The following is a 21,669-nucleotide window of genomic DNA, read 5'->3' as shown; positions in this document are numbered from 1 at the left end:
CTCCTGTATTTAATGTTTACAAGGCACTAGAGCTCATCGTCCTTAAGCTCCGCAAACTTTGCGGCCATGGTAGGATTACCTCTGGTCAGCTTCTTAACAGTCAAGTCTTCGGCTTTGTTGTTAGCAAGACGAAGATTATTTTCAGAACCAAGCAGGGCGTCCTTAGTTTTCTGGAGATGGTCAATCGTTTTATCTATCTCCTCAATGGCCGTTTTAAATTTTCGCGATGCCAGTTCATAATTGCGCGCGAAGCCAGTCTTAAACGCATTAAGTTCATTTTCGAAATTGGTGATATCAATATTCTGCTCTTTCACCAGCGCGAGTTCCTTTTTGTAATTCAGTGAATTCTGAGCAGCATTTCGCAGCAGGGTAATGATGGGTATGAAAAACTGTGGTCGAACGACGTACATTTTTCGGTAACGGTGAGAAACATCAACAATACCCGTGTTGTACAGCTCACTGTCTGGTTCAAGAAGTGACACCAGAACCGCGTACTCACAGTTTTTTTCATTTCGATCTTTGTCCAGCTCTTTAAGGAAGTCTTCGTTTTTCTTTTTGGTGGCTGTTTCGTCGCTTTCGTTTTTCATCTCAAACATGATAGAAACGATCTCCGTCTGAGCTTCATCCAAATCACGAAAGATATAGTCGCCCTTGCTGCCCGAGCGGGAGTCGTTGTCCTTTTCAAAATATGCCCTGGGAAATGCCGTTGCCCGTATGCGGTTAAACTCCGTTTCACAATGCTGCTCGAGGGTTTCGCCAACCATTTTGGTTGACAGGCGCGCCTTCATGTCTCGGAGGCGTTCGATCTCGCCTTCACGATCCTTAATCTGTATTTCGTATCTCTCTTTAAGCGACTGCTCAACGAGCTGCCTTTCAAGCCGCATTTGCATGACATCATGTTTCAGTTTATCCCGCTCTTTCTCAAGGTTGCTCAGCGCTTCGGTTATGGCCAGCTTTTGTCGGACTTCGCCAGCGTCAAGCCGGGCCTTTAATTCCCTGATCTCCGCATCCCTGGCGGCAGTCACCTTCTCCAGCTCACTGGTGATTCTGGTGGTGGCCAGCTCAACGGCATAGCGTTTATCTTTTTCGGCCAATTCAAGCCGCTCGTGCAGCTGCTGTTCAAAATCCCTGTCACGAACCTGCTTAAGAATCTCGGCATACCCAGCCTCGTCAATTTTGAACGCTTTGCTACAGTGTGGGCATATGATGTCGTGCATAATCAGCTATCCTTCTTAAGTTCCCGGGGAATGCTGGATTATATTGCATACCCATCCATATCCGAAAATAAACCACCAAATTGAAATATAAGCCGGTCCACCTATGATGCGAAAGCTTTTAAATTACTAAAATTAAGATGGATCCGCATCGTGGACTGGGGAGTTGAATGAATATCATTGTATTTTTTATCTGCAAACACTGACTATCGACAGCCATTTCACAAGTGTGTCAACCCATTGAATCTTTCTTCAATTGGATAAATGAAAAAAACGGGATTCAAATTGCCAGAAAGGTGCGATCTTATCAAGGCTTGATGGTAAATATCTTTCTGGCTAATGAGATAGACTTTGCTCTGAATTGGTATTAAAGATTTCCCATAGAGACAAATCTATTGATCGAGTAAGTCAAAGGCCTCCCCCTTAATTTCTCGAGCAAGGATTGATTTGCTGATGCTATGTGCGTATGATTCGCTCGCTTTTCTCGCAATCGTCTGAATATCGCAATTTTGGGCGGTGAGGAGCTGACATGCTGTAAACAGCGCATCGCATAAAAAGCTTCTGTGTCGTTCAGTCCATACCTCTCGGTTCAGACAAGGAAGTTATTAAGGAAATTATAATGAAAATTAAAAAAATAATATTGTGCTGCATTCTTTTAGCCAACACTGCAACCTCAAATGCCGCTGGAAAAGAAACATGGCCCGGTGATATTATGGGGCGTGATCTTCAAAGCGATATTATGGGCTGGGTTGGGCACTTGGGGATAGCTACTGAAAGCATGACTTCAGCCGCAGGTATGCCACAGCATGCCTCCATGGTTATTGAGGTTTTGAATGAACCCATTGTTATTCAAATAAATTACACTACCGACTTTGCGCGACGTTCGAAATACTGGGGTTCGAAATGGGGCGTTGCGACATACGATCAGCAAGGTTATCGTATGCTTGTAGAAGCTAACCACCAGAGATGGTGGGGGGCAGAGTACACTATTACTACGGATTACAAACCGGGTGCAGGAAATCCAAAGACAGGTGCAATTTTTTATCCGGGCAAATGGCGATGTGATACCTTTGTATACTGGATTTATTTATATGGTGGATGGGACTTATATCACGGCTCCATGTCGCCAGCCGCCATGTTCAATGCGGCTCCACGATTTAATGACCGCTTGCTGTCAGGGCCATTCTTGAACAGTCGTAATCCCGGCTTGAAAGGCAAAACGACTGCTGATATAACCGTTGATGAACTTAATACGATGAACATCGAGGATATGCAAATGATCGTAGATACCCCCGCGACAAATTATGTTTCATATGAGGTGCCTTATTCTCAGATGGAATTTGCTAAAAATCCGGATGTAAAGATTGAAAAGAGGCAGTTCATGTTGGACACGGCGATTGCACAAGATGCAATGCCCGGCATTATTGATGAGTTGATACGTATGTTTGCCGTCGAGAGGGATCCGGAAATGATCGATACGATTGTAAGCCGCATGTACCTTTATTTTCAGTATAATGTTCGGAATAAATCTCCAAAAACGGAAGATATGGAAAAAATCCGTAGATTTTTTGAGCTCGTTTTACAGTCGGATAAACTGACACAGAAGCAGGCCGAGCGAGGTGTACAAGGATACGTTGACAGCCATTCCGCCGACGAAGTGGTAGCAAACCTCGATAGAATTAATGCGGCGCTGACTCAGACAAACCATGTTGCGTCGATTCAAACCAAATACTTGCTGGCGTTCAAATCACCCAGGCTGCAGACCTTGTATATCCAGTCAATCGTTGACGAACTCATGGCAGCAAATGATTCTGACCTCGATAGTTATTTTCTCGGGCCATTGTCAATCGGGCTTGAGAACACTGGCTCATCGCTTTTAAATCTGGAGTCTCAGGAAATAATCCGGGGATTTCTGCGTAGCCGCGAGAGCAGGTACAGCGCGGAAGGCATTATGGCCAATAAAAAGGACCATTATCGTGGCATGACAGCCATCGAGTATAACAAAGTAAAAAAAATGTTGAAGTAAGAAAATCGTTCTGAACATGTGAGTACAGCTGCTTGGTCGCCTTGGCAGATCTACTCACATGCATAAAAACACTCTACGCAAAGGGATTTTAAGAAATCTTTAATGCCAATTGTGAGCAAAGACTAACTCGGTAGCCAGCACGATGAGGTATTTTGTCTCTCATAATAAATCGGCAGCTAATCCTCCAATGACATGAACCATTTTGTTGTAATAAATCTGCCTGGCGGCTGCTTAAAGCGACGCTTGCGCCATCATTGACTTATCTCGGCCGGTAATCCATCCGAAGCTTTGCTGAAGCTAATCAGATTACCCGATTTTTTACCCTTCAACTTCCATGTTTTGACGCTGCCGAGGCCTTTCAGTTCTATCGGTTCGCGAGGCTCAAGAATAAAATCGTCTTCGAGCAGCATGGCCATTTTTTCCGAAACAAGGATCTCGTCTGGCTCAGAGACCGTTTCTAATCGACTGGCGAGATTAACGACATTACCCCAGACATCATAAACAAATTTTTTACGCCCGATGATACCGGCGATGACAGAACCGCTGCTCATTCCTATGCGCAACTGTATATTTTGCTTATACATCATGTTGAATTCCTTCAGTTTTTTCACCATGGTAAGCGCATAATTTGCGAGTTTTGAGGCGTGATTGGTTGATTCATTGGGAATCCCTGAAACGGCCATGTAATTATCACCAATCGTTTTAATTTTCTCGATGTTATATTCTACCAATAACGCATCAAATTCATCAAAAAGGTGATTCAAAAGATTGACCATATCTTTTGCTCCCAATTGCCTTGTCAGGCTTGTAAAGTTCACGATATCTGCAAACAGAATGCTTGCCTGGGGATATTCGTCAACAATATCTTCCTCTCCTTTTTTTAAGCGCGATACAATCGATGAAGGGAGGATATTTAACAACAGGATATCGTTCTCGTTATTAGCCCTTGATAAGGATTTGAACGCCTTGTAAATCGAAATAAGCATAAAAAGCGTCGACAGAACAGCAAATATAATAGCCACATTAATGATTTTTTTTATCCTTGACTCAAGTAGTTGAGTCATGGCTTTGGTGCGCTCTGTTACAGAATAATAGAAATCTTGAATAGGTTGCATGATTTCGGCTTTCAGTTCCATGTATTTGTCACCAAAAACCAGGTCTTCAGCGAGCTCAATATCAGGCTTGCCATGAATAGAAAATTCACTAGAGCCATCATCAAATTTGCCTTCACGCGCATTCATGGCAAGAATTTCCATTTTAGTTAATGCCTCACTGAGATGACTGGCTTCCGATAAGAGGTCAAACTCATGCATGGTGAAATCCATCTTCAACATCAGGGATTTTTCAGATTCTGCAGGCCCAAAGGCCGTAGGCCGTTTGTCATCCGTTACCAGATCCCAGTATATTTGATTGTAATCGCGGGGACGCGGGGAGGTTCCTTCGCGGATGCTCAAAATTTCGTTATAATAATCACGGTATTTTTTTTCACCGGTGACGACGTACAGCCGTACCATTTTGGTCAGATCATCGGAGCTCTGGCGCAGTTCTGTTGCCAGTACGTAGGATTGATAACGAATGTTGGCGTAGCGGATCCCTTCTTCAGCGATATATCGTAACATAAACAGACAGCCGAGCAGGCTGACTAAAAATATCGACAGAAAGAGGAAAAAAAACTTTAAATTATTATCCCGCTTGATCGAGAGTTCCATGTTTACCTTAAATCAGTCAGTTACCTAATGCAGTACGGTTTTTATCACGTGGCAGCATGGCACAACAGCCATCACCACGTTTACCGTAAAAGCCCGCGTTAAAACCTTTGGTGAATCCCTGTATCGACAAAATTCACGTACAGCTCTGCCAGCACATCAAGCAGAATATTAACAACGGTAAGACTGAAAACTCTGCCCATATCAGCTACTACTATTTCCATTTAGTTTTGACATGTGTCGTCCCCGCCTGCGCGGGGATGACACTTACATGTCAAAACTAAACAGAAACAGTACTACTTATTGTTTTTCCAATATAAATATAGCATATGTAGAGCTATTTGGCTTTTTTATGCGTCACCTCGAGGGGGCATTCGCCTCTAAATGAATAAGAGTGGCTTAATCAGCCGGGCCGTTCCTTATTCCTGCCAGAGCCTGACCATAACGTATACTGGTTCCAGCTTTCAGCTCGTCTTCCCACTGGACCTGTTCCCCATCTGCAAACAACAGAACCACGGTCGATCCCAGTTTGAAATAACCCATTTCATCGGCCTGAGCCAGATTAACCGGTTCGCTGTTCTGATAGTCAAAATGACGGGGCTTGCTGGCTCGTTGCAGGTCACCATGCCAGCTTGTGCCAATTGCGCCGACGATGGTGGCGCCGACCAGTACCATGGCCATCAGGCCGGCGGCGGTGTCAAAGAAAACGACCAGACGTTCGTTGCGGGCAAACAGGCGTGGAATACAGCGGGCCGTTAAGGGCTGTACGGAAAACAATTGACCCGGAACATGGATCATGCTGCGCAGGCTGGCCGCTATCGGCATATGAATGCGGTGATAATCTTTGGGCGACAGGTACAGCGTGGCAAACTGGCCGTTAAGAAACTGATCGCTCAATGACCTGTCACAGGCCAGGAACTCCTCAACCGAATAGGTTTTGCCCTTGGCCTGAATCAGCTGACCCTCGCTGATGCGACCAATTTCGCTGATGGTGCCATCCACAGGCGATACGATGTCGCAATCGGCAATGGGTCTTATGCCCGGCTTTAAGCGTCGGATGAAAAAATCGTTGAAACAGGCGTAGCGCGTGGGATCTTCTTCAAGCGCTTCGCTCATGTTGACATCGTATCGGCTGAGAAAGTCGCGAATCAGGTAATTTTTTACCGCAGGTGTTTTCAGGTCGGCCATGAATCCGGCAAAACGCGTCAGCGCGTGTTTGGGCAGCAGATAATGAACGAGCGTTTTACAGGAGTCATTCAGCATATAAAATCGGGTTATTTTTCACGAAAGAGCATAATACCTGTATCCAGGCCCTATTGCCATTTACAAAAAGGAAATTATGTGGCTAATTAATTACTGGCGTTGATTTTTCCTGTGTAAAATCACGTGTGCCTGCTTTCCAGTACTTCATAAACTGTTGTCACCGGGAGAGAGGATTATGCGCGAAGGGCATTACAAAGTAAGCTACCGGGCCATGCCGAACCGTGCTCGATTCGGTTTTTTTTCGGCCATCCTGCATCATGAGCGTTGCTACACTCAAGACGAGCTGCTGTTTCGAGAGCGCGTGATTACGATTCGGCAAAGCAGCGGTATCAGCGCCGATTTACTGCAGGGCGCCAGCTCCTGGTTTGACGCCGATGCCTCACTCGCCCTGGATAACGTCAACGAAAACTCCTGGCTGTATGCCGCTGAATTTCAGCCCAGACACAGCCTGAGCGAAACCGATTTTCATATTGGGCTGGTGCCGACTGACCGTTTGAACTGGGTCGGTCTGAGTACGCTCACGCGCACCATTGGTGATTACCTCCTGTTCCGCAACAGCCGTCTGCAGCCAGAATATCTTAATCAGCCGGTCAATTACGTACTGCTGGATCTGGCGCGCATGCTCAGGCAGCTGGCCATGATTGAGCGGGCAGACTACGTTGCCGGGCAAGTGCAGCTGTTGCAGCAGTATGTGCGGGCGGTAGAAATTCATGTGCCCTATACCGAAGGCAGTGATCGTCTCTTTCTGGCCGATTGCCGCTACAGTATGGATCAGGTGGTTAATACAGACATCAGGCAGCAGATACAGTCTCGTCAATTGAGGCAGCATTTCCAGGATGTCAGGAAACAGCTTAACCAGATTGGTGAAATGCGCCATACCTTGCTTCATTACGCTTTTTCCCGTGATGAAGTGAATCCTCATCCCTATTGGGAGTCCTTCTCTGACCATGAACTCGCAGGCAGCCAGGTCCTGGGATTTCCCGTTCTGATGGCAAAATCCTGTGCTCAGTCGACGGCTGTGACCGCCGGTGGGGAGCTGCCTTCACTGGAGCTGAGAGCTGAGGATTTGAGCCATTGCCCCGGGGTGCATTTTATTGAGCAGCTGGATCAGGACGCCAAAGATGCTTATGCTCGAAGTATCGCTGATCTGCAGGAAATTCTTCGCTTTCAACACATTATTGATCAGCTGATTCATGTGCTCGAGCAGGCCGGCGAGGTCTTCACGCTGGTTACATTTCGCGAGCAAATGATGGATTTACTGCAAACGATCGATCAGTTTATTCAGCGCTCTCAGGCACACATTGTCCGCATTCAGGACGTTAATACTCAGATTTATCATCAATACATGCAGGACCGGCAGAATCTGGGCTGGTGGGATACCTGGATCGGCAATCGCGAAAAGCTGATTAAACAATACGTAAGTAATCAGGACAATCTCGCTCGTTTTTCTCTTTTTCCGGGTGATTTTCAGGCGGCGAATGCGGCCTTATCCACATATGTTAATCAGTTGATGCAGCATTTGCATCAGCAGCCCTCCGCCGAATTACAGCTCATCGACACAACCAGGCAGCAGATCGATTCCCTGATGCTGTCCATGCACGCCTGGGTTGGCCGGCAGCGGGCCCTGGAAGGGCAGCCGCATCCCGCCTTGTCCTTAATCTCACCGGTTGAAGAGATGCCCGCAAGAGTGGACGCGGACAGGTCGGCGCCGGTCTTCAACGCAGTGGTCTGGACGCCTGTATCGCTGCCACTGGGCGGATCAACATCCTTGAACTGCGCACCCGCCGGCATGCTTGATTCTGGATATTGCGAAAAAGACTGCGCCCTCTCTGAGCCCTCCCGTCAGGCAGACAATCATCTGATCGGCCTCGTTTTTCTGGGTGTTTTTGTAACTGTTCCACTCGTTCTGATTGTGTTGAAGCTGTTGTACGACAGCTGTCTCGGCAGACCAGCGCGGCCCACAGGCCATCAGGATTCAATCCTGTTCGGATCGTTAAAGACAGCCGTTGAAGACCGCCTGGCGCTCCTCATCAATGCTGTGGATGAAGAGGACGAGAGACGTGTTATCGTGGATGATTGTGAAGAGAATTTTGCCCGTCTGCTCAGCCAGTCCGAGCAGGAGCAATATGACATTGACGCCATGCAGGAGCTGGCGGATAGCCTGGCTGATCTGCTGGCAGACATTGACGAAAACGCTCGTCAATGTCTACGAGGTCAGTCTTTAACGACGTAGACGAACGGGAGCTTCGTCGTCCCCGAAAAGAGACATATCGTCGTCCCCGAACAGAGACATAGCGTCGTCCTCCGAGCTATCCGACAACAAAACAGGCTCAGGTGTCAGACGCCTTGCCGGTGGCTTTGCCTGCATAACGGGTATACTGAACATGGAACTGCTGCCCAGTGATGTCGAAACCCGGGAGGAAGCTGTTTTGCCAGGTGCCGTTATGCTGACAGGCTTGCTGAACGTCATACTGCGCCTGACGGCGGGTGAGGCTGGTGTATCCGCAAGGGAATAAGCCGCGGCATTGTCTTTGAGTGTTTTCAGGAAATACAGAAAATGATCAGAATTCTTAGGTTGAATCTGCAATATAAATTCATTACTGGCACTCCGGGTTTCCGCAAGAATACCTTTAGCCTCTCTGATTGCATCTTCCGTTTTGGCGTTCCGCAATGCTTCCATCGCATCCTTGCGATTGCTCGGAATCATTGTCTGCATAAGCTCTAACAAGCCCTTGAATACTATGGTGCTCAGCCTGCCATCATTGGTTTTCCCGCCACCGAATACATAGGCAAGAATCTGGCGATTGCTTTGCGTCGGGTCTTTAAGTTTCGGTCTGACATCATCACCTCGTTGCCTGGTTTTAAAAAACAAAAAAATTTTTTTATCATATTTATCAATGAAACGATTCATCAGCTGTATGAACTCATCGCGTTTCATCTTATCAACCCAGTTATACAATGCGTCGTTGACCAGTCTGACGGAACGATTCGAATAAAAATGGGTGAAACGTGCGTCGCCTCTGGCATAATCAATCGCCTGCTCGGTGTAATACTTCAGGTTGAACTCCATGTGCTGACGCGCATGCTCCAGACTGTGCAGATTACAATCCACACGGCCAATCGAAGCCTGTAACATTAAGGGCATCAGGTGCTCGATTATTTTTGTATTGAGCGATGTAGGCTCGGTTCCCCCGGTGGACAAAATCCTCGCCAGCTTGTTCGCGCCGCTCTCCTGACTGGTTTTCAGGTAAGTTGCGACTTCCTCACCCCGGCATTTTGGGGAAAAGATATTGATATCGGCGGGTTTATAATACAGTTCTATGATTTCGGCTATGTAATGGCTGAATTCTTCTGCGTCCAGGCTGTTGGCCCAGTCAAACAGGGTCTTTAGAGCACTGTCCACTACGTCTTTGTCCGTGTGTTCTCGATACAGAAGATTGGAATAGAGCAGCGGCGTTATATGACCTGGCTCAGGGTTGGCGGCCTCACGATGCAGTGCGAAATCGAGGCGGGCATGATACTGAATAAGCATGGTGCAAATACGATCGAAGGGTTCTTCAAAGGTAGTTTTATTCAGAGAATCAGCAATTTTGTTCTTATAGGTTGTCAGAATACCTTTGATGGCTTGTGCATGAACCTTGTTTACAGTGTCGCTCAGGCGATCGGCTGGTAATTCATAATACTGGCTGCAACATTGGCGCAAATCACTGATCATCTGGTTTAACAGGATCAGGCCCTGTTTCATACTGCTGTCCTGAGCGCAATCGGTTTCAAGCGTCAGATCATCAGAACCAAACAGCGTACTGAGCAAGGGCCAGGCTGCTTTCAGCTCAGGAGCGTCTGGTCTGATAGGCTCCGGTGAGCTGGGTAATGTGTGTGAGTCCAGGCGTAACTCGCTGGCCAGTCTGCGCGACAGTTTTTTGCATAAAAAGAGACACTCCTGCATGATGAGGATACGGCTGTCGCGCCATATCTGGTGATAACGCTGTTCCAGGCGGACAGGGTTAAAATAGGCTTCAGGAGATGACCATTGTCCTTCCTGTTTTTCATTTTGATTATTGGCCCAGTCTAAAATCCGTCGCCAGGCTGAAGGGTTGTTTTGTATGTATTGGTAAAAACTCATCACCGGGACTTGGTGTTCGTTTGTTTCTCTGCCAGGATAAAATACGGTGTTTTTATAGGCGACATCATAATGTTGCTGAACCAGATTCACCATATATTCCGCAAAGGGGCGTTCGTTGGTCTCCTGGGTATACAGACTGGGGTAATTATGCTGATTGAGGATATCTCTTTTCCTCAGGGCTGCAATGGAAGCCTCCGGCAGGGACATGAAGTCCAGTGGCTCCTCGCCAAGATTATCGTCCAGTCTGGCTCTGTACACCCTGGGGTCATAGGTAACCAGGTATTTGAGATGTTCGAAAAACATCTGTTGCTGGAATGATTCGTAGCCTCGTTCTGTTTGAATGGCCGGGTTACGTGCCAGATCCCTGACGCTGGCATAGTTCATACAGCTTCTGCTGATGTTCCCGTTGCCGGGGACTAAGTAAGATGGAAAAAAGGTTCTGCCAGACACATTAGGAAAATTTGTAATGTCGCTGCCTTTTAAAACCAGTGCTTTTGCAGGTACTTCCTTTATTATCCCGTCGACCAGGCGCAGAGACTTCAAGGCTTCGGCCCATTCATCCGCGTAGCGTAAATCATGATCAATGAGAACGTATCGGATCATGTCGTCCGGTAAATGCTTGATAATTTTGTCTTTGCCGGTGTCTTTGTCTTTAACCGGACGGCCATCCTTATCTTTTTCTACGCGCTCGGTCAGCTTGATGATGCGACGAAGCTGCGAATCGTATAGTCTTTTTTTGCGCCCGATCTCCAAAAAAAAATCGTGCACCTCAGAGAGTTTTTCGGGCTCCATTGGGATGAATTCGAGGTTTTTAGCGGACTTGTTAAAATAATAAAAACCAATATCCGTTAAAATATAACATGACCTGGCATGCATCTCATCCAGTCTGTCTGCCTCAGGTTCGCTGTCCATGTACTCAAAGCCACAGCCGTCATCATTAATTACCGCCCAGCCCAGATTGCCATTATGCGCGTCATCATCGTTGGTCAGGAGAGATCCGACCAGGGCTGTTGTCATGCCTTTGTTCATCATGGTGGCAGCAGGGGGGCAACTCAGTTCCCTTTTTTGCACGTCTGTCGGAATTTTTTCACCTAAGGCCAGCATGCAGGTGAATTCAATCAGACCTTTAGAGCAGGTTCCGTAAATTTTGTTGTCTTTGTAGACCAGGTAATCGCGCGCAACCTGCCCACCCATGAACATTTCCATATGGACACTGATGCCTACGCTGCCCAAGGCCAGCATTCTCAGGTAGGTTTTGGAATCGATAGGTTTTAAGAATCCGAACTGTGCTTCGTTGTGATCGTCAAGGTAGGTGCCCTGCATAACGGCATGCCCGGACGGAGGCAGAGCTGCGCCTGTCGGTCTAAAGTTCTTAAAATTTATCGCCTTCACTGGCACAAACATGGCAATTTCCTTATCTTTCTGTTCGCCGCAGAATACTAATATTAAGCAGAAAGTAACGAAAAATTCAACTGCCACTCTTATGGCAAATGTGTTTGTAAATAACAAACCCTGCCTAAAAAAAAGGTTTCAGTCGTGCCGGTATGCCATGATGACAGCTGGTTGGCCCAAGCCAGGCCTAAGTTGCAGGGGTATTGAGAGAACAGAGCGCAGACTGGACTGACGGCTGTCAGAGTCTTGATGCGGCCAGTAAAATAAACGATCTTTTTGGGGTGGTTTTTGGTAAGCTTTAATGAGAGGCCTGGTTTTTTACTATGCAAACCAGGCGCTCGTCGGATCTTGGCTGGGGATATATTATGGCGTCCCCGGCAGGGGTAAATCAGGTGATGAACTATTCCTGACGCTTCATAGCCTCAAAGAACTCCGCATTGGTCTTATGATTTTTCATGTGCTCAATGAGGAACTCAATCGCATCAGATTCATCCATCGACTGCAGAATCTTACGCAGAATCCAGGTGCGCTGCAGATCCTCCGGACTCAGCAGCAGATCTTCACGGCGAGTACCAGAACGATTAATGTTAATCGCCGGAAATACACGACGCTCAGCAATATTACGGCTAAGGTGGATTTCCATGTTACCGGTACCTTTGAACTCTTCGTAAATCACTTCGTCCATTTTAGAGCCGGTATCGACCAGAGCGGTTGCAATGATGGTCAGGCTGCCACCTTCTTCGATATTACGCGCAGCACCATACAGACGTTTCGGACGTTGCAGGGCATTGGCGTCCACACCACCGGTGAGCACCTTGCCGGATGAGGGGATAACCGTGTTGTAGGCGCGGGCCAGACGGGTAATGGAGTCCAGCAGGATAACCACGTCGCGCTTGTGCTCAACCAGGCGCTTGGCTTTCTCAATCACCATTTCGGCGACCTGCACGTGACGTTCGGCGGGCTCGTCGAAGGTACTGGCTACCACTTCACCTTTAACCGAACGCTGCATTTCGGTTACTTCCTCTGGACGCTCGTCAATCAGCAGAACAATCAGGTAACAATCCGGGTAGCTCTTTTCGATGGAATGAGCCAGGTTTTGCAGCATGATGGTTTTACCCGCTTTCGGGGGAGATACAATCAGACCACGCTGACCACGTCCGAATGGCGCACACAGATCAACAACGCGGGCGGTTAAATCTTCAGTACTGCCGTTACCCTGTTCCATAATCAGGCGTTTGGAAGCGAACAGAGGGGTCAGATTTTCGAATAAAATCTTACGTTTGATGCTTTCGGGGCTGTCAAAGTTGATTTCATCAACTTTTAACAGTGCGAAATAGCGTTCACTGTCTTTAGGTGGACGAATCTTGCCGTAAACGGTATCGCCGGTTCGCAGACCAAAGCGCCGGATCTGGCTGGGTGAAACGTAGGTATCATCCGGGCCGGCCAGGTAGGAGTCGTCTTCGGAGCGCAGAAAGCCAAAGCCATCCGGTAATACCTGCAAAACACCGCCGCCCAGGATGTCTTCGCCCTTGCTGGCGTGTGCTTTCAGGATGGCAAACAAAATGTCCTGACGGCGTTTGCTGGACGTATTTTCCACGCCCATTTCCTGCGCGATGTTGACCAGATCGGCAATAGGTAACTGCTTGAGTTCTCTAAGATTCATACTTCTCACTTGATGTGTTGGTTAAACGAATGGGGTTTCCGGGATAATTAATAATAATTAAAGGTGATACGCGTGTACGATGGTGAGCAACAGAGTTCGTTTATCGATTTACCAGGTTGGTTACCGCAGCACACAGTTGATTGTCAACATTTAAGGGTAACCTGAAACTGGCGACCTGTTGTAACCCGGTCACGCATTGAGTAATCAGGCTAACACAGCTTGACCAAGAGATCCAGAAATATTCAGCAGATTTTTTCCTCAGGCTTTTGCTAATCGCTATGTGCTCATCTAAAATTTAAGTAATACCGGGTGTTTCTGGCAGCACAATGGATGATTCAAAACGTGAATACAGCGCCTTGTTCAGGCAGATAACAGACATTGGTATTGCCTTGTCTGCAGAGAAAAATCTTGATGTCCTGCTGGAGATGATTCTAACGAAGGCGCAGGAGCTGACCCACGCCGACGCCGCGACCATCTACCTCTGTGACGCCGGTCAGCTGCTGAAATTTGAAATCATGTTCACAGAATCGCTGGGGCTTCATGTGGGCGGCACCAGCGAAAAAAAAATCACCCTGCCTCCCTTGCCTGTATATAATGAAGATGGTTCGCCGAACAGCCATATGGTTGCCACCTGGGTTGCGGCCACTAAGCAGACGGTCAGCATTGACGACGCCTACCACGAAACAGCCTTTGATTTTTCAGGCACAATTGCCTGGGATCAGGAATTTGGCTACCGATCCAAATCATTTCTTGTTGTGCCCATGGTCGATCATCTCAACGACGTCATCGGCGTGTTGCAGCTGATAAATGCCCGGGATCCGGAAGACGGGCGCATCGTGTCCTTTTCGGCATTTGATCAACAGCTGGTCGAGTCACTGGCATCGCAGGCGGCAGTCAGCATCAGCAATCGTATCCTCATCGATGCTCAGAAAAAACTGTTTGACTCCCTGATTCAGCTGATTGCCGGCGCCATTGACGAAAAATCGCATTACACCGCAGGTCATTGTCTAAGGGTGCCGGTCATCGCCCATATGATAGCCGATGCGATCTGTCGTATTGATAAAGGCCCGCTGAAAGACGTTTGTTTTACCGATGACGAAAAATACGAACTGGACGTCGCCGCCTGGCTGCATGACTGTGGCAAAATTACCACCCCGGAATACGTTGTGGACAAGGCCACCAAGCTGGAAACCATTTCCGATCGTATTCATTTGATTGATTTGCGCTTTGAAGTCTTGAAACGAGACGCCATTATCTCCAGTCTGCGCAGAAGGCTTGCGCAAAATGGTCTTGAGCGCATTGATTTATCAACGGACAGAGAGCTGCAGAGACAGCTGGACGATCTGGATCGTGATGCCGCTTTCATCCGGGTATGCAATGTCGGTAAGGAAAATACAGCCGAGGAGGATATGGAGCGTATTTCACGTATCGCCCAGCGTCGATGGTCAGACAGTCGTGGTGACGATCAGGGGGTGCTGTCAGACGATGAGGTTCTTAATCTGACCATTTACAGAGGAACCCTGTCTATTCGCGAGCGTGACATTATTAATAACCATGTTGTCGTCACCCGGCGCATGCTTGATTCGCTGCCGTATCCGAAAGTTCTGGCACGAGTGCCTGAATTTGCCGGCTCGCATCATGAAAAAATGGATGGAAGCGGCTATCCGCGCGGTTTAACTGGCGCCCAGATGCCCCTGCAGTCCCGTATCATAGCCGTGGCCGATGTGTTTGAAGCCCTGACAGCCAGCGACCGTCCTTACAAAAAAGCCATGCCACTCTCTCAATCTCTGGCCATTCTTGGGCAGATGAAGCTGGATGGCCAAATCGATCCCGATGTGTTTGACGTGTTTATGCATGAAAAACTATATCTGACCTATGCCAGGCAGTACCTCTCTCCAGCCAGCATAGACATTGATGATCCCGGCGGTATTCCGGGTTATAAGGCCTTGGTGTGATAAACGCAGGGATGGCAGGTATTCATCCAGGGCCGTACGGCACCCTCATCCCCAGCCCGTCTCCCTCAATGGAGAAGGGCGTAGATCGTGCTGACTGATTAGCTTCTTATCAATTTTAATGAGACAGCTCTGGGTATTAATCGCATAAATATTGACAAGCCTGCCTTGTTTGTGAGATATTCACTCTGCGAGGTTGGACTTGCTATGTGTCATTCCACTGGGTCAATTGGCGACACACTGATTGGCCCTTTCTATTTCTCCGTTTTACCGCAAAAAGCCACATTAAAAATACCGTTTCCTCTTGTTTAACTCCTGAAGAACATTACAATCAATGCTTTCAATGGATGGAGGACAGGCGATGTTTACTGCGGCAAAAGGTGTTTTGGGTTTTTGGACAGCCCCTGCAGGCGTGCGCACGATAGAGACGAGTGTTTATTCAACGGCATTTAATTACAAGGATGCCACGCACCTGCGCGTAGTCAGCGACAGCATTAATCAATTTACCAGCAAACTGAATGCCCTGATGTATATCGATTACCGGATTGCCATGGCGGCAGCCATCAGCGGTATTGCGTACGTAGGCGCGTACATCTTCCCTCTGGTTCTTGTCTCGATCGCAGCTGCCAGCATTGCATCGTACAACCTGGGTATACGTGGGCCCATACACCTTGAGTATCGTGACGCATTGAACGAATTGATTAAGGTATATCAGTGGACCATGACGGCTGGGTCAGCAAACTACTGGTACAAGCTGGCCGTGCCCCAGTTGCAGGATCTCATCAGCACCCTCGGCCCGTGGGTCACAGCAAAAACCATCGCTACCTGGACGCATGATGATTTAAGACCAGCACGGCTGTCACTGGAGTCAAGGCGCAGTGATATTCCGGTTGACTTCGAAAACAGGCTGACGAGTCTGGCTGCTGGTGAACAGATGAAAAATCTGCCTTATCGCCTGTATGGCGAGACGGCATCGGCTACCCTGTCCGAGTTCCTGCGGGAGCTGTTGGCGAAAGCGGTACCTGCGATAAGTCAGGCTGTCTCCCGTCAACCCTGACTCAGGCCCAGTTTGAATCCCAGGAATACCATCAGACATCCACTGAGCAACTCAATGCGCCGCCAGACGGTGGCGCGGGACAAGGTATCTGAAAAATAGTGGGTCGTGAAGGTCAGCGAGCTGAACCAGAGCAGGCTGGCCGTCAGGACCCCCATTAAAAATGCCTGCTCATGCCCGGGAAACTGACTGCTTCCGCCTCCTATAATGATCAGGCTGTCGATGATGGCGTGTGGATTCAGCAGGGAAAACCCCAGTGCGAGCAGAACAATTTTCACCCGATTGGTTGCCTCGTCCACTGCCGTGCTGTCAACGGAGATCTTACGAAAACAGTTTCTCAGGGTGCTGCAACCATAATAAAGCAGAAACAACGCGCCCAGCCAGGTTATCCAGATTTTGAGGCCCGGATGATGCTCAAGCGCCTGATTCAGACCGGCAATGCTGCCGCAAATCAAAATAACGTCACAGAAAAAGCAGATGGAGGCAGACAGCAGGGCGTGCTGCCGCCTGGCGCCCTGACGGATCAGAAAAATATTCTGCGGGCCAAGCGCCATGATCAGGGACAGGCCAAGAAGCAACCCATTAAAATAAACCGGCATGATATTTATCTCAAATTAACAAATTGTACGGACCGAGAGCCCGATCCTCGTTCTAAAAAGGGCTGAAAACCGGTACCTGCTCATTATCTTACAGATAAATGCCTGATATCAACCTGTTTACGATTGCAAGTTAGGCAGCACGGAGTATAAAATGCGGGATTATTTTTATCGTCATCCCGTGTTCACAGACCCTGGCTGAAACGACTTGATTAAGGAGGGAGCGTGCGCTCTTCGTTGAAAAACAACGCAATACTGGTTTTTATGTTGCTGCTGGCCATGACCATCAACAACCGATCCTTTGCGGAAGAGGCTCCGCAACCCATAAGCGAGCCGTATCTTGCCGATGTTTATCCAACTTACCCTGCTACAACGCCGGCAACGGGCGAGCGGGCTAAACTGATCGAGCGTGGCGAATATCTGGCCAAAATGGGTGACTGCATTGCCTGTCATACCGATATGAAAGGTGGAACCCCACCTTACGCCGGACGACTGCCTATCGAAACACCTTTTGGCACGTTCTACAGCCCCAATATTACCCCTGATAAGGAAACCGGTATTGGAAACTGGAGCGAAGAGGATTTTATCCGCGCACTGAAAGAAGGGCGTGATCCTAAGGGACGCAACTATTTCCCTGTGTTTCCCTATGTCTATTTCTCCAAAATGAGCGACGACGATGCCCGTGCGCTGTATGCCTACTTCATGAGCATTCCTCCGGTCAAACTGGAAAACAAGAGCCTGCCTTTCCCCTTTAATATTCCTGGCGCCAGAATGTCCCTCTGGGGTTGGAACATGCTCTTCTTTTTCCCGCAGGACAATGAATTCGTCTACAACAATGAGCAATCGCCCTCCTGGAACCGTGGTAAATACATCGTGGATACCCTGGGGCATTGCAGCATGTGCCATACTCCTCTAAACGTATTCGGCGCGCCTAAAAACCGTTACTACCTGACTGGTGGATTTATTGATGGCTACTGGGCTCCCAACATCACCAAATACGGCCTGCATACTGCCAGCCACTACGAAGTAGCCGATGTTTTTGGCAAGGGCAACCTGATTAATCGCGCCGGACCCGTTGCCGGACCAATGGCTGAAGTGAATCACAACAGCTTAAGTCATCTGACCGACGATGACCGCCTGGCCATCGCAACCTACCTGAAAACCGTAGTCAGCGAGGAGCCCCTGGGTGTCCCTGCTTCCGAGGCACAGCCCACGCTTAAGCGCGGCAAACAGGTCTATATTAACTCCTGTATTATCTGCCATCAGGATGGAAAAATGAGTGCACCGCTGAACGGTGACGGAGCCAACTGGTATCGACGTCTGAAAAGCAGTGGTCTGACCGGACTTTACCGACACGCTATCAACGGGTACAACAGCATGCCGGTCAAGGGCGCCTGTGTCACCTGCTCTGACAATGATATTATCGCTGCCACGGATTATATTCTGAATAACTCCCTGTCACGATCACAGTGGCTGGATTTATCTACAGGCCGCGCCGCCAAATTTCCATCTAACGGCCGCGACATTTACAACGAAAGCTGTGCCATCTGTCACAACGACGGCAAAAACGGTGCGCCCAGAATTGGCGACAAGGAAGCATGGAAACCACTGATTGCCAAAAATATTGATACGCTGCTTGAAGACACCATGAAGGGAGGCGTTCATCCGGCCAATGGGGGCTGTAAGCTGTGCACCACGGGCGAAGTGCTGGAGGCCATCAAGTACATGGTGAGCCGATCCAAAACCGAGGGTAACTATAGTTTGTGGTGATGGTCCATTTTTACCAATCAAAACGTAACGACAGGCCGGGTTTACCCCGGCTTTCAATGAGGTGAGGAACGGGGATGTTAAACAGGTTTCAGGTAAGTAGAACACTTGCCACGCTGACTGGGCTGTTAATGGGGCTGCCAGCCATGGCTGCTACCGATAACTGGCAACTGAATATGTACAAAGGGGTAACCCCCATCAGCCGTGATATGTACGATCTGCATATGATTGCCATGCTGATCTGCGCCATTATCGGCGTTGGGGTATTCGGGGTTATGATCTATTCCCTGATTTATCACCGCAAATCAAAAGGGCACCAGCCTGCAACCTTTCATGATCACCCACGCCTTGAAATCGTATGGTCGGTGATTCCCTTTTTGATTCTGGTTGGTCTGGCCGTTCCTGCTACCAGGGTCCTGATGAACATGGACAACACCGACGATTCGGATGTCACCATCAAAATCATTGGTTCACAATGGAAATGGCAATATCAGTATCTGGATCAGGGCATCAGTTATTTCAGTAACCTCTCGACACCGTTCTCTCAAATCATGAATGAAGAGAAGAAGGGGCAATGGTATCTCCTGGAAGTCGATAAGCCGCTGGTTGTGCCAGTGAATAAAAAAATACGTTTTCTGGTTACCTCCACCGATGTGATTCACTCCTGGTGGGTTCCTGAACTGGGTGTCAAACGTGATGCGATTCCGGGTTTCATGCACGAAGCGTGGGCCAGCATAGAAAAGCCCGGCGTTTATCGAGGTCAGTGTACGGAGTTATGCGGTATTAACCATGGATTTATGCCGATCGTGGTGCAGGCGGTGAGTGATGAGGAGTTCAACACCTGGGTAGCACAGCAGACCAAGGCAATCGATCAATACGACATAAGCCGGGACGACGCACAGGAACAAAAAACACTGACCAAAGACGAGCTGATGACGCTGGGTAAAACCAAATACGATCAGGTATGTTCAGCCTGTCATCAGGTCAATGGTAAAGGACTTCCTCCCATGTATCCGCCACTCAAGGGCAGCTCCGTGGCCGTAGGAAAACCGATATCAAGGCACGTTGAAATGATACTTCATGGCGTACCAGGTACCGCCATGCAGGCATATAAAGATCAGTTTACAGACGAAGAACTGGCCGCAATTACTACCTATGAGCGAAATGCCTGGGAAAATAATACGGGTGACCTGGTGCAGCCTGCTGACGTTGCAAAGATACGTCAGGGCGACGTGCAGGAACCAAAAATGGTTAAAAAAGCTCAAGCTGGAGGGTTACAATGAGTCAGGCAATTACACACGGTTCTGCCCACGATGAGGCACATGAGCATGATCACGGTCCTGAGCAGGGCAAAGGCGTTATTGGTTTCATAAAGCGCTGGCTGTTCACGACCAACCATAAAGATATCGGTACGCTGTATCTCTGGCTGGCCATGATCAGTTTTTTTGTTGCCGGATCCATGGCGCTCCTGATTCGCGCAGAGCTGTTTCAGCCCGGGCGTTTATTTGTTGATCCGAATTTTTTCAACCAGATGACCACCATGCATGGTCTGATCATGCTCTTTGGTGTGGTGATGCCTGCGTTTACCGGTATGGCCAACTGGCAGATCCCCATGATGATCGGTGCGCCGGATATGGCCCTGCCCAGGCTGAATAACTGGAGTTTCTGGATCCTGCCTTTTGCCTTTACGCTTCTGGCCTCTACCATGTTTCATGCCGGCGGCGGCCCTAACTTTGGCTGGACAATGTACGCGCCTCTGTCCACGAAGTTCGCTCCACCCAGCACTGATTTCATGATTTTTTCAGTACATATGATGGGGATCTCATCCATCATGGGTTCAATTAACATTATTGCTACCATCCTGAACATGCGCGCACCCGGCATGACCATGATGAAAATGCCAATGTTCGTCTGGACCTGGCTGATTACCGCTTTTCTGCTGATTGCCATCATGCCGGTTCTGGCAGGTGCCGTTACCATGATGCTGGCTGATCGTCATTTTGGTACCAGCTTCTTTGAGGCGGCAGGTGGTGGCGACCCTATATTGTTCCAGCACATTTTCTGGTTCTTTGGGCATCCTGAAGTATACGTTCTGGTGTTGCCTGCGTTTGGTGTTATCTCTGAAATCATTCCAACCTTCAGCCGTAAAAAGCTCTTTGGTTACCATTTCATGGTGTACGCAACGGTAAGTATTGCGCTGTTGTCGTTTATCGTATGGGTGCATCACATGTTCACCACCGGGGTACCCCTGGGGGCCGAGCTGTTTTTCATGTACACCACCATGCTGATTTCAGTACCAACGGGTATCAAGGTCTTTAACTGGGTAGGGACTATGTTTAAAGGTGCGATGACCTTTGAAACGCCCATGCTGTTTGCCATAGCCTTCGTGTTTTTGTTTACCATTGGCGGCTTCACAGGCTTGATGCTGGCGCTGGTTCCTGCTGACTATCAGTATCAGGATACCTATTTTGTAGTCGGCCATTTTCACTATGTTCTGGTTCCCGGGGTTATATTCTCCCTGTTTGCGGCAACGTACTACTGGCTGCCCAAATGGACCGGTCATATGTACAGCGAATGTCTCGGTAAATGGCATTTCTGGTTATCGGTAATATCTGTGAACATTACCTTCTTCCCCATGCACTTTCTGGGACTGGCTGGTATGCCGCGCCGGATTCCTGACTACGCGCTGCAGTTCACGAATTTTAATGTGATCACCTCGATTGGCGCCTTTATTTTTGGATTTTCTCAGCTGCTGTTTCTGTATAACGTGATCCGAACCATACGACACGGCAAGAAGGCGAGCGCGCAGGTGTGGGAAGGTGCACACGGTCTGGAGTGGACATTGTCTTCACCACCGCCGTATCACAGTTTCACCACGCCTCCTGTTGTCCATTAATTCAGTCTGAGGCGTGT

13 protein-coding genes are annotated in these 21,669 nt (G+C 48.5%); 7 read left to right on the top strand and 6 right to left on the bottom strand.

All coding sequences use genetic code 11. The annotated features are described in order from the left end of the window. Window positions 1-26: 26 nt before the first annotated feature. Entirely contained in the window at window positions 27-1,217 is a 1,191-nt protein-coding gene (locus ACQUTA_RS07220; protein WP_444987555.1) for a DUF2130 domain-containing protein, read from the bottom strand. Between the two features lie 616 nt (window positions 1,218-1,833). On the opposite strand from ACQUTA_RS07220, the gene ACQUTA_RS07215 reads away from it, so the two are divergent. Further along, window positions 1,834-3,240 (top strand): hypothetical protein, encoded by a 1,407-nt coding sequence (locus ACQUTA_RS07215; protein ID WP_444987554.1) that lies wholly within the window; start codon window positions 1,834-1,836, stop codon window positions 3,238-3,240. A gap of 251 nt (window positions 3,241-3,491) precedes the next feature. Here ACQUTA_RS07215 and ACQUTA_RS07210 read toward each other — a convergent pair whose 3' ends face one another. Both ACQUTA_RS07210 and asd read right to left on the bottom strand, forming a co-directional pair. Then, window positions 3,492-4,949 (bottom strand): adenylate/guanylate cyclase domain-containing protein, encoded by a 1,458-nt coding sequence (locus tag ACQUTA_RS07210; RefSeq protein ID WP_444987553.1) that lies wholly within the window; start codon window positions 4,947-4,949, stop codon window positions 3,492-3,494. Between the two features lie 396 nt (window positions 4,950-5,345). Then, window positions 5,346-6,209, bottom strand: coding sequence for an archaetidylserine decarboxylase (gene asd / locus ACQUTA_RS07205; RefSeq protein ID WP_444987552.1), 864 nt, complete (start codon window positions 6,207-6,209; stop codon window positions 5,346-5,348). 175 nt (window positions 6,210-6,384) lie between these two features. Here asd and ACQUTA_RS07200 point away from each other — a divergent pair, with 175 nt between their 5' ends. Beyond that, window positions 6,385-8,442: a hypothetical protein gene (locus ACQUTA_RS07200; RefSeq protein WP_444987551.1), complete on the top strand. Its 2,058-nt coding sequence runs from the start codon at window positions 6,385-6,387 to the stop codon at window positions 8,440-8,442. On the opposite strand, the gene ACQUTA_RS07195 is transcribed toward ACQUTA_RS07200, so the two are convergent. Both ACQUTA_RS07195 and rho read right to left on the bottom strand, forming a co-directional pair. Continuing rightward, a complete protein-coding gene (locus tag ACQUTA_RS07195; RefSeq protein WP_444987550.1) occupies window positions 8,431-11,736 on the bottom strand; it encodes a hypothetical protein in 3,306 nt (1,101 codons plus the stop codon). The two genes, ACQUTA_RS07200 and ACQUTA_RS07195, sit on opposite strands and share 12 nt — an antisense overlap. Before the next feature lie 388 nt (window positions 11,737-12,124). Further along, window positions 12,125-13,387, bottom strand: coding sequence for a transcription termination factor Rho (gene rho / locus ACQUTA_RS07190; RefSeq protein WP_444987549.1), 1,263 nt, complete (start codon window positions 13,385-13,387; stop codon window positions 12,125-12,127). A gap of 326 nt (window positions 13,388-13,713) precedes the next feature. On the opposite strand from rho, the gene ACQUTA_RS07185 reads away from it, so the two are divergent. Next, entirely contained in the window at window positions 13,714-15,342 is a 1,629-nt protein-coding gene (locus ACQUTA_RS07185; RefSeq protein WP_444987548.1) for an HD domain-containing phosphohydrolase, read from the top strand. 358 nt (window positions 15,343-15,700) lie between these two features. Then, a complete protein-coding gene (locus tag ACQUTA_RS07180) occupies window positions 15,701-16,396 on the top strand; it encodes a hypothetical protein (protein ID WP_444987547.1) in 696 nt (231 codons plus the stop codon). On the opposite strand, the gene ACQUTA_RS07175 is transcribed toward ACQUTA_RS07180, so the two are convergent. After that, window positions 16,387-16,992 (bottom strand): LysE/ArgO family amino acid transporter, encoded by a 606-nt coding sequence (locus ACQUTA_RS07175; RefSeq protein WP_444987546.1) that lies wholly within the window; start codon window positions 16,990-16,992, stop codon window positions 16,387-16,389. The two genes, ACQUTA_RS07180 and ACQUTA_RS07175, sit on opposite strands and share 10 nt — an antisense overlap. 261 nt (window positions 16,993-17,253) lie before the next feature. Here ACQUTA_RS07175 and ACQUTA_RS07170 point away from each other — a divergent pair, with 261 nt between their 5' ends. The 3 genes from ACQUTA_RS07170 (at window position 17,254) to ctaD (ending at window position 21,652) form a co-directional block, all read left to right on the top strand. Then, the gene (locus ACQUTA_RS07170) at window positions 17,254-18,759 is read left to right on the top strand and encodes a c-type cytochrome (protein ID WP_444987560.1); all 1,506 of its coding nucleotides are present in this window, start codon (window positions 17,254-17,256) and stop codon (window positions 18,757-18,759) included. 128 nt (window positions 18,760-18,887) lie between these two features. After that, entirely contained in the window at window positions 18,888-20,039 is a 1,152-nt protein-coding gene (coxB, locus tag ACQUTA_RS07165; RefSeq protein ID WP_444987559.1) for a cytochrome c oxidase subunit II, read from the top strand. Continuing rightward, complete coding sequence (gene ctaD, locus ACQUTA_RS07160; RefSeq protein ID WP_444987545.1) at window positions 20,036-21,652, top strand: cytochrome c oxidase subunit I; 1,617 nt, start codon at window positions 20,036-20,038, stop codon at window positions 21,650-21,652. The genes coxB and ctaD overlap by 4 nt, the downstream gene beginning before the upstream one ends. Window positions 21,653-21,669: the final 17 nt, after the last annotated feature.

This window comes from Legionella navarrensis, assembly GCF_052527415.1.
The sequence above is the reverse complement of the archived record's forward strand: the minus strand, read 5'-3'. Positions and strand labels throughout refer to the sequence as shown.

Excerpts from the sequence above, each read along its gene's own strand:
- ACQUTA_RS07220 (WP_444987555.1), bottom strand. The coding sequence starts at position 1,217 with ATGCACGACATCATATGCCCACACTGTAGCAAAGCGTTCAAAATTGAC.
- coxB (WP_444987559.1), top strand. The coding sequence starts at position 18,888 with ATGGGGCTGCCAGCCATGGCTGCTACCGATAACTGGCAACTGAATATG.
- asd (WP_444987552.1), bottom strand. The coding sequence starts at position 6,209 with ATGCTGAATGACTCCTGTAAAACGCTCGTTCATTATCTGCTGCCCAAA.
- ACQUTA_RS07215 (WP_444987554.1), top strand. The coding sequence starts at position 1,834 with ATGAAAATTAAAAAAATAATATTGTGCTGCATTCTTTTAGCCAACACT.
- ACQUTA_RS07210 (WP_444987553.1), bottom strand. The coding sequence starts at position 4,949 with ATGGAACTCTCGATCAAGCGGGATAATAATTTAAAGTTTTTTTTCCTC.
- ACQUTA_RS07185 (WP_444987548.1), top strand. The coding sequence starts at position 13,714 with ATGGATGATTCAAAACGTGAATACAGCGCCTTGTTCAGGCAGATAACA.
- ctaD (WP_444987545.1), top strand. The coding sequence starts at position 20,036 with ATGAGTCAGGCAATTACACACGGTTCTGCCCACGATGAGGCACATGAG.
- ACQUTA_RS07195 (WP_444987550.1), bottom strand. The coding sequence starts at position 11,736 with ATGTTTGTGCCAGTGAAGGCGATAAATTTTAAGAACTTTAGACCGACA.
- ACQUTA_RS07200 (WP_444987551.1), top strand. The coding sequence starts at position 6,385 with ATGCGCGAAGGGCATTACAAAGTAAGCTACCGGGCCATGCCGAACCGT.
- ACQUTA_RS07170 (WP_444987560.1), top strand. The coding sequence starts at position 17,254 with ATGTTGCTGCTGGCCATGACCATCAACAACCGATCCTTTGCGGAAGAG.
- ACQUTA_RS07175 (WP_444987546.1), bottom strand. The coding sequence starts at position 16,992 with ATGCCGGTTTATTTTAATGGGTTGCTTCTTGGCCTGTCCCTGATCATG.
- ACQUTA_RS07180 (WP_444987547.1), top strand. The coding sequence starts at position 15,701 with ATGTTTACTGCGGCAAAAGGTGTTTTGGGTTTTTGGACAGCCCCTGCA.
- rho (WP_444987549.1), bottom strand. The coding sequence starts at position 13,387 with ATGAATCTTAGAGAACTCAAGCAGTTACCTATTGCCGATCTGGTCAAC.